11 protein-coding genes are annotated in these 14,965 nt (G+C 50.3%); all 11 read right to left on the bottom strand.

The genetic code is table 11. The features are described from left to right. Positions 1-40: 40 nt before the first annotated feature. Positions 41-4,348 (bottom strand): PolC-type DNA polymerase III, encoded by a 4,308-nt coding sequence (locus tag DP119_RS05300; protein ID WP_112231496.1) that lies wholly within the window; start codon positions 4,346-4,348, stop codon positions 41-43. Between the two features lie 80 nt (positions 4,349-4,428). After that, positions 4,429-6,132 carry a proline--tRNA ligase gene (locus tag DP119_RS05295; protein ID WP_112231494.1) on the bottom strand — a complete coding sequence of 568 codons (1,704 nt, stop codon included), beginning with the start codon at positions 6,130-6,132 and terminating at the stop codon, positions 4,429-4,431. Positions 6,133-6,218: 86 nt separating this feature from the next. Beyond that, on the bottom strand, positions 6,219-7,478 hold the full coding sequence (gene rseP, locus DP119_RS05290) for an RIP metalloprotease RseP (protein ID WP_112231492.1): 1,260 nt from the start codon (positions 7,476-7,478) through the stop codon (positions 6,219-6,221). Between the two features lie 44 nt (positions 7,479-7,522). Continuing rightward, positions 7,523-8,665 carry a 1-deoxy-D-xylulose-5-phosphate reductoisomerase gene (gene dxr, locus DP119_RS05285; protein WP_112231490.1) on the bottom strand — a complete coding sequence of 381 codons (1,143 nt, stop codon included), beginning with the start codon at positions 8,663-8,665 and terminating at the stop codon, positions 7,523-7,525. Positions 8,666-8,683: 18 nt separating this feature from the next. Then, the gene (locus DP119_RS05280; RefSeq protein ID WP_112231488.1) at positions 8,684-9,475 is read right to left on the bottom strand and encodes a phosphatidate cytidylyltransferase; all 792 of its coding nucleotides are present in this window, start codon (positions 9,473-9,475) and stop codon (positions 8,684-8,686) included. Continuing rightward, the gene (locus tag DP119_RS05275) at positions 9,472-10,266 is read right to left on the bottom strand and encodes an isoprenyl transferase (protein ID WP_112231486.1); all 795 of its coding nucleotides are present in this window, start codon (positions 10,264-10,266) and stop codon (positions 9,472-9,474) included. The genes DP119_RS05280 and DP119_RS05275 overlap by 4 nt, the downstream gene beginning before the upstream one ends. Before the next feature lie 153 nt (positions 10,267-10,419). Beyond that, complete coding sequence (gene frr / locus DP119_RS05270; RefSeq protein ID WP_112231484.1) at positions 10,420-10,977, bottom strand: ribosome recycling factor; 558 nt, start codon at positions 10,975-10,977, stop codon at positions 10,420-10,422. Continuing rightward, a complete protein-coding gene (gene pyrH / locus DP119_RS05265) occupies positions 10,977-11,702 on the bottom strand; it encodes a UMP kinase (protein WP_068869389.1) in 726 nt (241 codons plus the stop codon). The genes frr and pyrH overlap by 1 nt, the downstream gene beginning before the upstream one ends. 79 nt (positions 11,703-11,781) lie before the next feature. After that, positions 11,782-12,666, bottom strand: coding sequence for a translation elongation factor Ts (gene tsf, locus DP119_RS05260; RefSeq protein WP_112231482.1), 885 nt, complete (start codon positions 12,664-12,666; stop codon positions 11,782-11,784). 88 nt (positions 12,667-12,754) lie between these two features. Further along, positions 12,755-13,471, bottom strand: coding sequence for a 30S ribosomal protein S2 (gene rpsB / locus DP119_RS05255; RefSeq protein ID WP_068869391.1), 717 nt, complete (start codon positions 13,469-13,471; stop codon positions 12,755-12,757). Positions 13,472-14,109: 638 nt separating this feature from the next. Then, positions 14,110-14,889 (bottom strand): GTP-sensing pleiotropic transcriptional regulator CodY, encoded by a 780-nt coding sequence (codY, locus tag DP119_RS05245; RefSeq protein ID WP_112231478.1) that lies wholly within the window; start codon positions 14,887-14,889, stop codon positions 14,110-14,112. Positions 14,890-14,965: the final 76 nt, after the last annotated feature.

The raw sequence follows: 14,965 nt of genomic DNA, 5'->3' as shown, positions 1-14,965 counted from the left end.
TATTACAATAATACCACGCTTGGCGGAGCCGCGCAACTGACTAGAACAAGGACAGCTGATTGGCGTCCGGCATCCCTTCAAGGCAGCCGTGGTCATCCATGTACTCGATGATCGTTTTTGAAACGCGGCCGCGCTGCTGCAAATCTTCCTTCGACAGGAATTCGCCTTCCGCTCTGGCGGCGACAATCGATTTCGCGGCGTTCGTACCGAGTCCCGGAATGGCATTGAACGGAGGGATCAGCGTATTGCCTTCGATCAGGAATTCATCCGCAGACGATTTATACAAATCGACTTTCTGGAATGAATAGCCGCGCTCGACCATTTCAAGCGCCAGCTCCATGACCGTCAGCAAGTTCTTTTCTTTCGTCGAAGCTTCCAACCCTTTTGAATTGATTTCATCCACCTTGGCACGGATCGACTGCGATCCTTTCGCCATGGCGTTGACATCGAAATCTTCCGCCCGCACCGTGAAGTACGCGGCGTAGTAGAGAACCGGGAAATGAACCTTGAAATAAGCGATGCGGACCGCCATCAACACGTACGCGGCGGCGTGCGCTTTCGGGAACATGTACTTGATCTTCTTGCATGATTCGATGTACCAGTTCGGGACGGCTTTCTCTTTCATCGCCGCTTCCATCTCCGGCGTCAAGCCTTTCCCTTTCCGTACCGATTCCATGATCTTGAACGCCAAGGACGACTCAAGGCCCTGATAGATCAAGTAGACCATGATGTCATCCCGGCAGCCGATGACGTCTGACAGCTGGCATGTGCCGTTGTGGATCAATTCCTGGGCATTGCCGAGCCAGACGTCCGTGCCGTGGGACAATCCCGAAATCTGGACGAGTTCCGAGAACGTCGTCGGCTTCGTATCCTCTAGCATCTGGCGGACGAAGCGCGTCCCGAACTCGGGGATGCCGAGCGTTCCGGTTTTGCAGCCGATCTGTTCTTTCGTGACGCCGAGCGATTCCGGGCCTGCAAAAATCTTCATCACTTCCGGGTCATCCGTCGGGATCGTCTTCGGGTCGATGCCCGATAGATCCTGCAGCATGCGGATGACGGTCGGGTCATCGTGCCCGAGGATATCGAGTTTCAATAAATTGTCGTGGATCGAGTGAAAGTCGAAATGAGTCGTCTTCCATTCAGAATCCTGTGCGTCCGCCGGAAATTGGATCGGCGAGAAATCATAGATATCCATATAATCGGGCACTACGATGATACCGCCCGGGTGCTGGCCTGTGCTGCGCTTGACGCCGGAACAGCCCTGCACCAAACGGTCGATTTCTGCGCCGCGCATGGTCATATCGCGGTCATTGGCGTATCCGCGGACATAGCCATACGCCGTTTTCTCGGCTACGGTCCCGATCGTGCCCGCCCGGAAGACATTATCTTCGCCGAACAGCACTTTCGTATAATTATGCGCTTGCGGCTGATATTCACCACTGAAGTTCAAATCGATATCGGGAACCTTGTCCCCTTTAAATCCGAGGAAAGTTTCAAACGGGATATCCTGCCCGTCTTTCTTGTAAGGGATTCCGCAGTCCGGGCAATCCTTATCTTTCAGGTCAAAACCGGAACCGACAGAGCCGTCATCGAAGAACTCAGATTTCTTGCATTTCCGGCATACATAATGCGGCGGAAGCGGGTTGACTTCCGTAATCTCCGTCAGCGTCGCGACAAGGGAAGACCCGACGGACCCGCGGGAACCGACGAGATAGCCATCGTCCAGGGATTTTTTCACCAGCTTATGCGATATCAAATAGATGACCGCAAAACCGTGGCCAATAATCGACTTCAATTCCTTCTCGATGCGCGCTTCAACGATTTCCGGCAAGTCATCTCCGTAAATCGAACGGGCCATCGTATAGCTGAGTTCGCGCACTTCCTCATCCGCGCCTTCGATTTTCGGTGTATACAATTCATCTTTGATCGGTTTGACAACATCGATCATCTCCGCAATCTTGCGGGAGTTATTGACGACAATCTCACGTGCCGTCTCTTCCCCGAGAAAATCGAAGGCATCGAGCATTTCATCGGTCGTCCGGAAATGCACTTTCGGCAATGTCGAACGGTTCAGCGGGTTCGCCCCGCCCTGGGAACCGATCAGCACCTGGCGGAAGATGGCATCCGTTTCATCCAAGTAATGGACGTTCCCGGTCGCGACCAGCGGCTTATCGAGCTTGCGCCCCACTTTGACGAGCTTGCGGATGATGTCTTCGAGATTCCATTCGTCGCGGATCAGTTCGCGGTCGATCAAGGGCTGGTAGACTTCTTTCGGATGCACTTCCAAATAATCATAGAACTGTGCCGTGCGCTCCACTTCTTCCATCGATTTCTGCATGACGGCTTCAAATACTTCGCCTTTATCGCAGCCCGATCCGACGAGGAGCCCTTTCCGGTGCCGCTGTAGAAGCGAGCGCGGGATGCGCGGGACGCGGTAGAAATAATTGATATGGGATGCTGACACGAGCTTGAACAGGTTTTTCAGGCCTTCCTGGTCTTTTGCCAGCAAGGTGCAATGTGTCGGCCGTGAGCGCTTATAGGAATCTCCCGTGCCGACGTAATCGTTCAATTGATCATGGTAGAGGATCCCTTTATCGTCCGCTTCTTTCAGAAGATGCGTCAATAGGTAAGCCGTCGCTTCCGTATCGTAGATCGCACGGTGATGCTGCGTCAGTTCGATATTGAATTTTTTCGCCAGCGTATTCAAACGGTGGTTTTTCATTTCCGGATGGAGCATGCGGGCCAGTTCCAATGTGTCGATCGTGGCATGCGTTTTATCGATTCCGTATTTCTTGTAGGCGACATACAAAAAGCCCATATCGAATGAAGCATTATGAGCGACCATGATATGGTCACCGGCCCATTCATGGTATTCACGGATCACTTCTTCGACTTCCGGCGCGTTTCGGACCATGTCATCGGTGATGCCGGTCAAGTCGATGGTCGTTGCTGACAGCGGGTGATGCGGATTAGCAAAACGCTCGAATTTATCGATAATGTTCCCGCCCTTGATCTTGACCGCTGCCAATTCGATGATGGTGTCGTAGACAGCGGATAGGCCAGTCGTCTCCAAGTCAAAGACGACGAACGTTTCTTCCTCGAGAAGCGCATGGCGTTCCTCGTAGGCAATCGGCACGCCGTCATCGACCAAGTTCGCTTCCAATCCGAAGATTGCTTTGATGCCGTGTTTTTGGCTCGCGGCATAGGCATCCGGGAATGCCTGGACACCGGCATGGTCCGTGACCGCGATTGCCGGATGGCCCCATTTCGCCGCTTGGGCGACCAATGATTCGATGGACGACACCGCGTCCATCTGGCTCATCGGCGAATGCAGGTGCAATTCCGCCCGTTTCACTTCAGCGGTGTCCTTGCGTACAGTTGGGTTGATTTCGACCATGTCATTCGACATCATGACCAGATCCCTGACGAATGTATCGGTTTGGATCGAGCCTCTCGCTCTCAGCCACATGCCTTTTTTCGCTTGCGCCATCAACTCTGCGTCTTCTTTGTCACGCGAGAACATTTTGACAAGGATCGAATCGGTATAATCGGTCATCTTGACGGTCAATAGCGAACGGCCGCTGCGCAATTCGCGCACTTCGACATCGAAGACGAAGCCTTCGATGGTCACGCGGCGCTCTTCATCGACAATCGAACGGATTTCGACAATTTGTTCATCCGGCTTGATGGCGGCGCCCATCTGGAATGGACCGGATGGAGCGCCGTTTTCCTTACGCTCGGTTTCGCGTTTTTTCATGTCCGCGACCGCCCGTTTCGCCAGCGCTTCTTCTTCGGCTTTGCGTTGTTCCATGAACGCGGCGCGTGCTTCCTGCTGGTCTTCAGCCGATAATTGAAAATCGATTGAAAATGCCGGAAAACCGAATTGCTGGAAAACCTGGCCCAGCTTCTCAGTGTATTTCGACTTCAACGCCATCATTTCATGTTCATGGCAGCAATCGACAATCAGTTTATTGCCGTTCCACACCGGCGCTTGAGCCAGCAGGCGCTCGCGTAAAGGCGGCGCCATATCTGCCAGTTCGTCGACAACATGCCGCCAATATGCGGCGACTTGTTCACCGTCGGCTTGCTGTGCAGGTGTTTCGATATATACTTGAACGCTCGCAATCGATGAAAACTTGGCTTGCAGCCGCTCGCGGAAAATAACGAATAGTTCAAGCGGCAGCACTTGCTTGAGCTTGACGATAAAGCGCCATGCCCGGTCTTTTTTATGGACGGTCATGCGCGTCAATTCCGCGTCTTCGAAATACGGCATATGTACATCATCGGTTAACTCCAGATGCTGCAGCAGCAATTTAAATCTCATTTTGGCGTCTTGCTCATTTATCATGATTATCCCCTTCGCCATTTATTTCAGAAAAAGAAAGGAAAGTACGTTTGTACTTTCCTTTTATCATATCAGATTATTATTCATTTCTTAAAGAATTCGCGTACCTTCTCAAGCACTTCATCTTTATGCCATTCGACCGTTTCGTTGGTTTGGCGGATTTTCACTTCCAGGATCCCTTCTGCGGCACGTTTGCCGACAGTGATGCGGATCGGCAGGCCGATCAAGTCGGCATCGGTGAATTTCACGCCGGCACGCTCTTTCCGGTCATCGAGCAGCACTTCGAAGCCGTGTGCTTTCAATTGCACATAAATCTCTTCCCCGGCTTCACGCTGTACGTCATCTTTGACATTGACCGGCACAACGTGGATTCCATATGGCGCGACGGCATTCGGCCACGTGAACCCGGAATCGTCCTGGAACTGCTCAGCGACAGCCGCGACAATGCGCGATACGCCAATTCCGTAGCATCCCATGATATAAGGCATCGCTTTGCCTTGGTCATTGAGGAAAGTCGCTTTCATCGGCTCACTGTAAGTCGTGCCGAGTTTAAAGATATGGCCGACTTCGATTCCTTTAGCGAATTGGATCGTGCCGTTTCCATCAGGCGATGGATCGCCTTCTTTTATGAAACGCAGATCTCCATATGCTTCTACCGTGAAATCTTCATCAGGTGTAACATTTTTGAAATGGACACCGTCTTCATTAGCGCCTGTGACGCCGTTGACGATCGATTTAACAGCATTGTCCGCAAATACGCGTACGCCTGCAGGTAAGTTCACTGGCCCGATTGAGCCGATATCGCAGGACAACAGTTCACGCACATCTTCAGGCGTCGCCATATCGATCAGCTTAGCACCTGAAATATGCTTGACTTTAACGTCATTCACTTCATGGTCGCCGCGCGACAATACTACAATCAGCTCATCATCCGCTTTGAACACAAGCGTCTTGATGCAGTTTTCCGGCTTCGTCTCGAGGAACTCCGCCACTTGTGCAATGGTCTTCTGATCAGGCGTTGAAACTTTTTCAACTTGACGCGCTTGCTCATCGGATTTCGGATAGTCCATTTGAACGGCGGCCATTTCAATATTCGCGGCATATGGCGAACTGTCCGAATACGCAATCGTATCTTCCCCGATATCCGACAGCACCATGAATTCATGGTTGTCCTTGCCCCCGATCGCTCCCGAGTCCGCGATGACGGCACGGAAATTCAAGCCGAGGCGGCTGAAGATATTGCTGTAGGCCTGCATCATATCGTCATAGGTTTTATCGAGGCTCTCTGGCGTCGCGTGGAAGGAATAAGCATCTTTCATAAGGAATTCGCGTCCGCGTAACAACCCGAAGCGCGGGCGTTTTTCATCGCGGAACTTCGACTGGATTTGATACAAAGTCAGCGGCAATTTCTTATAGGACTTAATCTCGTCGCGCAACAGGCTCGTGATGATCTCCTCATGGGTTGCCCCCAAAGCGAATTCACGGTCGTTGCGGTCTTTTAAACGCATCAATTCGTCGCCGTAGGAATACCAGCGCCCTGTTTCCTGCCAAAGTTCTGCCTGTTGAAGCGCCGGCATGAAGACTTCTACGCTATTGATCGCTTCCATTTCCTCACGGATGATTTTCTCGACTTTGTGCAGAACGCGTTTGCCGAGCGGAAGGAATGAATAGATCCCGCTCGTATTTTGGCGGATAAATCCTGCCCGCAGCAATAATTGATGTGATTTCACTTCCGCATCAGCTGGAGTTTCCCGTAACGTCGGGATAAAGCTTAATGTTTGTCTCATATCCGAATACACCTCGACTGGTTATTGTATTTGTAAATCCCTATGTAGCAGAGAAAGGAAAGCGTTAGACGCTTCCCTTTCTCTCATTAAAAGAAGAATCGCTGAATGTCATTCCATGTGACGACAATCATCAAGAGCATTAACAGCATGATCCCGACAAAATGGACCATCCCTTCTTTTTGCTTATCGACCGGCTTGCCTCGCAATGCTTCAAGGACAAAGAACATGAGGCGTCCGCCGTCAAGCGCTGGCAGCGGCAACAAGTTCATGATCCCTAAGTTGATGCTGAGCATGCCAGCCCAGCTCATGAGCGTAAAGATGCCGTACTGGGCGACTTCTTCAGTGGTTTTGTAGATGCCGACAGGGCCGGATAAGGCATCGATGGTGAATTGGCCTGTCACTAGCATGCCGAGCAACCGGAATATTTCCTTGAACCAAAAGACTGTCTGTTCGGCGCCATAGGCGAATGAACCGAAAAAGTCTTTCTCCACCGGGCTTTGGTACAAGACGCCGATGACGCCGACTTCTTCTGCCGATTGCTCGGACAGTTCAGGCGTGATGGTAAAGTTCAAAGGCTCGCCATCACGCTCCACTTGAAAATCAAGCGCTGTTCCTGCACTTCCTTGCACCGATTCCACCAGCTCGTCCCATGTGCTGATCGGCTGGCCTTCGATTTCCGTCACCAGGTCGCCGTCTTGCATGCCTGCCTGTTCAGCAGGGCTGTCTTCCGTCACTTCGGAAATGACCGGCTCGAAAGTCGGGACCCCCTGCATCATGCCGATTGCCGTGAAGATAAAGAATGCCAGGATAAAGTTGAAGAACGGCCCGGCGAAAATCGTCATGAAGCGGTTCGGCAAATTTTTCGCGTCGAACGTGCGGTCATAAGGGGCCAAAATCGTTTCACGGCCGTTCTCTTCCACTACCGCATCGCGTGCGACTTTAATATTCACCAGCTGTTCGTCTTCATCATACCCTTTGATATATAATTCTTTTTCCAGATCTGCTTGTTCCACTTCCAAAAACAGAATGTCCGGGTAAACATGCTTTTGGTTAAGGATGACTTTCTTTGCCTGTCCCTTTTCATCCAACAGCAGCCCGATACGGTGGCCCGCCTGCAGATGGATGGCATCCATCTCTTCGCCCGCCATGCGGACATAACCGCCGATCGGAAGCAATCTAACCGTATACAGCGTCTCGCCTCGTGTGATGCCCAAGATCTTGGGGCCCATTCCGATAGCGAATTCACGAACGAGGATCCCGGCCCGCTTAGCGAACAGGAAATGGCCCAGCTCGTGGAAAAACACTAATGCGCCGAAAATGATTATGAACGCTAATACTGTCTCCATTTTGAACCCATCCTTAATAAACCTTATTCGGTTTTAATCTGTCGCTATTTTAGCATGTTTTCCACGGTTTTTCTCGTTTCAGAATCTGCAGCGAGAATCGTCTCGAGATCCGGTGAAGCGATTGTCTTATGGCCAAGCATCGCCCGTTCGATGAATTCCTCGATTTGCAAAAAGCCGATTTGGCGGTTCAGGAACATTGCGACCGCTTGTTCGTTGGCGGCATTCAATACGGTGGTCATCGTTCCGCCTTCGCGGCCGGCGTCGAATGCGAGCTTCAATGCACGGAATCGCTCGTAATCCATCGCCTTGAAGTTGAGCTGGGCGATTTCCGCCAAGTCCAGCCGTTTGGCAGCTGGGCGCGGCAGGCGGTCCGGATAGGACAAGGCATATTGGATCGGCACCCTCATATCAGGCGTCCCAAGCTGCGCCATGACGCTCGTGTCCTGGAATTCGACCATGGAGTGAATGATGCTCTCCCGGTGCAATAGCACATCGATATCGTCGTAGGCAAAATCGAACAAGACATGTGCTTCGATTACTTCCAAGCCTTTATTCAACATCGTCGCGGAATCGATCGTGATTTTGGACCCCATCGACCAGTTCGGGTGATTGAGCGCATCTTCGACCGTAACACCGGCAAGTTCATCGCGCGTTTTGTCGCGGAAGCTGCCCCCTGAAGCTGTCAGGATCAACCGGCTTGCCTGTTCGATCTTTTCTCCATTAAGCGCTTGGAACAAAGCCGAATGCTCGCTATCCACCGGCAAGATATCGGCGCCGTATTTTTTCGCGCTTTGCATGACCAAATGGCCTGCTGTCACAAGCGTTTCTTTATTGGCGATGGCAATCGTGCGGCCAAGCTTGATCGCTTCCAGTGTGGGCTCGAGCCCGACGCTGCCGATCACTGCATTGACCAAAACATCCGCTTCATATGTCGATGCATCAATAAGGCCTTTGTTGCCATGGACGAATAGAATGCCCTTGAATTCGTGCTGCAGCTTCTGCGCGTCTTCAGCGAGCTGGACACAGACGATTTCCGGCTGGAACTCCTGGATCAGCTCGCGTGTTTTTTCCATGTTTCTGCCGGCAGACAACCCGACCAGCGAAAACGCTTCGGGATGTTCCCGGATGATATCCGCCGTCTGGATGCCGATCGAACCGGTTGCCCCGAGCAATATGATTTTTTTCATCTATAAAACAACCCTCTCTTAAATAAAATGCAGGAAATGCAATAACGGCATGACAAAAAGGATGCTGTCGAACCGGTCCAGGATGCCCCCATGCCCCGGCAGCATCTTTCCGGAATCCTTGACATTGAAATGTCGTTTCAATGCTGATTCCACCAAATCGCCCAATTGGCCGAAAATCGAAGCGACGATCGCAACGATGACGACCAAGACCATAGGCTGTTCCATGCCGGCAAAATAGGCAAATATCAATGCGATTCCCACAGCCCAGATGATGCCGCCGACAAATCCCTCAATGGTCTTATTCGGCGATATTTCGGGCCATAATTTGCGTTTCCCGATTTTGCGCCCTGTAAAATAAGCGCCGGAATCGGTGAACCAGACAACAAGCAGCGCAAAAACCAATACCGCGAGCCCTGATTCCCGAGTTTCGATTAAGTAATAGAACCCCAACCCCACATAAAGGGTGCCGAGGATGGCGAACGCGGCATCGTCAAATGTAAAGCTGTTTTTGACGACGACCGTATGTATAAGCAATAAGATGACCGCCATGAAAACAAACTCCACTTTCAAATAGCCGGTCCACTCGTATACTTGCTGTGACCAATCGCCTGGCAGCATGAAAGCATACAAAGCTACAAGAGAAATAAGGCCGGGTACGCTCATGAGGCTCCGGCCTTTCATTTTAAGCAATTCCTGAAAACCGATTGTTGCAAGGATGTAGACCAAAAGAATAAACGGAATCCCGCCGATGATGACAAATGGAATAAATAGGGCAGCTGCTATAGCTCCCGTAACAATGCGTTGCTTCAATTTGCTTCTTCCCCCTTCAAGCCACCATAGCGCCGGTTTCGTTTCTGGTAAACCTCGAATGCCTCAAGCAAGCAGTCTTCCCCGAAATCCGGCCATAAGGTGTCGGTAAACCAAAATTCCGTATAAGCCAATTGCCACAGCATGAAATTGCTCAAACGAACCTCCCCGCTCGTTCGGATCAATAAATCAGGCTCCGGCAATGCGCTTGTCATAAGACGGCTCGTGATCATCTCTTCTGAAATTTCGGTTGGGTCCAGTTCACCTGCCTGCACCAAAGCGGCCAAGTTCTTCACGGCATCGACGATTTCCGCCCGGCTGCCGTAATTCAATGCAAAGTTCAATACCAGCCCATCATTATGTTTGGTCGCTTCTTTCGCTTTCTGGATTGCCTGGATCGTGTGGGCAGGCAAATCCTCCACATAGCCCATCATTTCCACGCGGACGTTTTCTTCGATGAGCTCCGGCAGAAAACTGGACAGGAACTCTTCCGGCAAGCGCATCAAAAAGTCGACTTCCATTTTCGGGCGTTTCCAATTTTCGGTGGAAAACGCATAAAGCGTCAATACGTCGACGCCAAGATGGCTCGCGAGCTTCGTGATTTTGCGGACTGTCTTCATCCCTTCGTGATGCCCCGCCACTCTCGGCATGGAACGCTTTTTCGCCCAGCGCCCGTTGCCGTCCATGATGATCGCCACATGGGACGGGACACCTGCGCCCGCTACAGCCATGGCGCGCTCCCCGTATTCCACCACTACCGGCTCTATATTTCTCTTTAATAGTTTATTGAACATAATTAATCCTCCACTTGTAACCAATCGGAATGTCTATTGCTTATCATATCAAAAAAATGCGCGTTGTGCGTGAACTTTCAAGGCACTTCCGAAATTTTGGCATGAAAAAAGCGTCCTGTTATACAGGACGCCCGGGAACAGATGAAGTTCGCTTTAAACTGCCATAATCTCAGTTTCTTTGTCTTTGACCATGTCGTCGATTTTAGCGATATGGGTGTTGGTCATATCTTGTACATCATCTGAGTAGCCGCGCAGATCATCGGCTGTGATCTCGCTCTTTTTCTCAAGCTTCTTCAAATCGTCGTTGGCATCGCGGCGAATGTTGCGGATCACCACTTTCGCATCTTCCGCTTCTTTCTTCACTTGCTTGACGAGATCTTTGCGGCGCTCTTCTGTAAGGGCAGGAACCGCCAGGCGGATGACGTTGCCATCGTTTGAAGGGCTGAGCCCGAGATCCGATTTCATGATCGCTTTCTCGATTTCAGGCAGGATCGTTTTATCATATGGCTGGATCATGATCAAACGCGCTTCCGGCACAGAAATACCCGCTACTTGGTTGATCGGCGTTGGAGCCCCGTAGTACTCGACCGTAATCTTATCGAGCAAGGACGGTGTTGCCCGCCCTGCACGGATGGAAGCCAAATCACGCGAAAAAGCTTGAATGGCATTTCCCATTTTCGTTTTCGTATCGTTCATGATTGTTTTCGGCATTATAATGATCTCCTCACTACTGTCCCGATTTTTTCACCAAGAACAGCTCGTTTTATGTTTCCTTTTTCCATTATAGAGAATACTACGAGTGGAATATCATTGTCCATACATAATGTGGAAGCTGTCGAATCCATCACTTGAAGCCCTTGTTGGATGACGTCGAAGTACGATAGCTCATCGTATTTGATCGCTTCAACATCGGTTTTAGGATCGGCTGAATAAACGCCGTCCACATTGTTTTTCGCCATCAAGATGACATCTGCCTCGATCTCTGCCGCACGCAAGGCAGCCGTCGTGTCGGTCGAGAAGTAAGGATTACCGGTTCCGGCCGAGAAAATGACGACGCGCTTTTTCTCGAGGTGACGGATCGCTCTTCTGCGGATATACGGTTCTGCGACTTGGCGCATTTCAATCGACGACAATACGCGTGTTTCCACGTCTTGCTTCTCAAGAGAATCCTGCAAGGCGAGGGAGTTCATGACAGTCGCAAGCATCCCCATATAGTCTGCAGTTGCACGGTCCATCCCCATTTCAGAGCCGACTTTACCGCGCCAGATATTTCCGCCGCCGACCACTACTGCCACTTCTATGCCCAAATCGACGATTTCCTTCACTTGCGCTGCGACAGATTTGATGATTTCAGGGGAAAGACCGAAACCTTGTCCGCCTGCCATCGCTTCTCCACTTAATTTCAGTACAATGCGTTTGTATTTTGGAACACTCATCGGTACCCTCCGTTACACGTTTATTGAAAAACAGGGAACACAACATTGTGCTCCCCGGATGTCTCATATAAAAGTTGAATTATTTTTTGTTGACTTGGCTCATGACTTCGTCAGCGAAGTTGTCTTCACGTTTTTCGATGCCCTCGCCCACTTCATAACGGATGAACTCTTTTACAGTGCCGCCAACAGATGCTGCGAATTCGCGGACTTTCTGGTCAGAGTTTTTAACGAATGCCTGGTCAAGCAAGCAAATGTCCTCGAAGTATTTTCCAAGGCGGCCTTCAACCATTTTTTCAACGATTTTTTCCGGCTTGCCTTCATTCAACGCTTGCTCAGTCAATACTTTGCGCTCGCGCTCTACTTCGTCAGCAGACACTTCGTCGCGTGAAACGTATTTCGGGTTAAGCGCAGCGATGTGCATAGCGATATCGCGTGCAGCTTGTGAATCGGAAGAGCCTTCCAAAAGAACGAGTACGCCGATGCGCCCGCCCATGTGCAAGTAAGGGCCGAAAGCGTCGTTGTCTGTTTTCGTGCGGATTTCGAAGCGGCGCAAAGTGATTTTTTCACCGATTTTAGCGATTGCATTCGAAATGTGGTCCTGTACTGTCAAGCCGTTAGACATTGTAGATGCGTTCGCTTCATCTATTGTCGCCGGTTTTGTCGCAAGCAAGTGTTCGCCGATTTCTTTGACCAAAGTCTGGAAACCTTCGTTTTTCGCTACGAAATCCGTTTCAGCGTTAACTTCGTAGATGACTGCTTCGTTGCCTTCTTCAAGGATCGACGTGATCCCTTCAGCAGCGATGCGGTCAGCTTTTTTAGAAGCACTCGCCAATCCTTTTTCACGAAGGAAATCTAGGGCTGCGTCCATGTCGCCGTCAGTCTGTACCAATGCTTTTTTGCAATCCATCATACCTGCGCCTGTTTTTTCGCGCAATTCTTTAACCATTTGAGCTGTAACTGCCATGATTAAATTCCTCCTTCAGCTTGTCTGTGTTTTCTCAAAAAAAGGTGATAAGTGGGGTTGGCCGCTTATCACCTGTAAACATTGCGAATTACTCAGCAGTTTCCGCTGATGCTTCTTCGTCTTCTTCCGGCTTGGACTCAAGAAGAGCGTCAGCCATTTTGCCAGTCAATAGTTTGACCGCACGGATAGCATCATCGTTTGCAGGGATTACGTAATCGATTTCGTCCGGATCGCAGTTCGTATCAACGATACCTACGATTGGGATGTTCAATTTCATAGCTTCTGCTACTGCGATGCGTTCTTTACGAGGGTCTACGACGAACATTACGTCTGGAAGACCGTTCATGTCACGGATACCGCCTAGGAATTTCTCCAAGCGTTCGTGTTGTTTTTTCAATTGGACTACTTCTTTTTTCGGAAGGACTTCGAAAGTGCCGTCTTCTTCCATGCGCTCGATCTGTTTCATGCGGTTAACACGTTTTTGGATCGTGCCGAAGTTAGTCAAAGTACCACCCAACCAGCGTTGGTTAATGTAGTAGTTGCCAGAACGTTCTGCTTCTTCTTTGATAGCGTCCTGAGCTTGTTTCTTAGTTCCTACGAACAAGACTTTACCGCCTTCTTCGCCCACTTGTCTCATGAAGTTATAAGCTTCCTCGAGTTTGCGGACCGTCTTTTGAAGGTCGATGATGTAGATGCCGTTACGTTCCACGAAGATGTATTTTTTCATTTTCGGGTTCCAGCGGCGAGTCTGGTGGCCAAAGTGTACACCAGCTTCAAGCAATTGTTTCATTGAAATTACTGCCATGATGTGTTTCCTCCTAATAGGTTTTTGTTTGCCTCCGCACTCTTCGCTTCTGAACCGTTACCCATACAGGCACCTGCGGAACAGATCGGAATGCGTGTGTATTTAACACCATTTGAAATTATACCACGCAATTGCTGGTGCCTGCAACTGATATTTATAAAAGTTAGTGAAAGCTTGGAAAAGGTATAGGGTCTTCTGGGAAACCTCGGCTATTTCTTCGTCCCGCTCCAGCCGGATGCTTTCGGGCACAGGGTGTGGGCCATGCAGCTGGCGCGACAGAACGTCGCGTTGCCAGCTGCCAGGGCACGGTTCGTCGGCTAAGCCCTGCTTTGAAAGCTGCCGCTTCCCCATCTGCTCAACCCTCACTATGTTCGGGCATCGCACAAAGACATCTGCTAGCAGATGCGTCGCAAATGAACATACTCAGCAAGGCTTCGCATATTCATTAGTCACCGGCTTCCGCTACACTAGCGCCGAAAAGTTATTTATTCAACACGCTTTTTCATCCCCTTAATTATAAACAGGAAATGGAATAGACAATTTGTAATGGAAAGCTGTAACTTCTTCAAAATTCCGAGGTGGTACAGAACGCAAAAGCCGCCCCGGAACTAATAGCTAGTCCGGGGCGGCGCATGGGATTAATTCATTTTCAATTGTTCGAGCTCTGCAAGGAATTTCGTATTCAATACTTTGATATACGTCCCTTTCATGCCGAGTGAGCGCGATTCGATGACGCCGGCACTCTCAAGTTTGCGGAGTGCGTTGACGATGACCGAACGCGTGATGCCGACGCGGTCAGCAATTTTCGAGGCGACAAGCAAGCCTTCGTTGCCGTCAAGTTCTTCGAAGATATGCTCGATCGCTTCAAGTTCGCTGTAAGACAGTGAACTGATTGCCATTTGCACGACAGCCTTGCTGCGCGCTTCCTCTTCGATGCGGTCGCCTTTTTCACGGAGGATCTCCATGCCGACAACTGTCGCGCCGTATTCGCCAAGGATCAAATCGTCATCGCCGAACTGGTCGTTAACGCGTCCTAGCAGCAAAGTGCCAAGGCGTTCGCCGCCGCCGATGATCGGAACGATCGTCGTCAAGCCGTTCTTGAATAGTTCACGCTCTTCTACCGGGAAGATCGTGTGCTCACTGTTCACATCCAAGTTAGCGGATGTTTCCGTGATGTTTGATAGGTTTTGTGTGTATTCAAGCGGGAATTGGCGTTCTTCGAGCATGTTCTTCATGCGCTCGTTTTCGATCTGCTGGTTGACCGCATAGCCGAGGACCTTCCCTTTGCGGCTGACGACGAAGACATTCGCTTCGATGACTTCGCTCAATGTTTCAGCCATGTCCTTAAAGTTTACCGGCTTGCCGGCTGCTGCTTGCAGCATAGAGTTAATGCGTCTTGTTTTTCCCAATAAATTCATAATTATGAACCTCCTACATGATTCGTACGTATTTCGCACCGTTTATTCAATATTCTAAAGGTTTTTACACTTTAAT

This window comes from Planococcus maitriensis (assembly GCF_003289925.1).
Classification (GTDB): Bacteria; Bacillota; Bacilli; order Bacillales_A; family Planococcaceae; genus Planococcus; species Planococcus maitriensis.
Note: the sequence above shows the minus strand (reverse complement) of the source record. Positions and strands in the feature narration are given on the sequence as shown.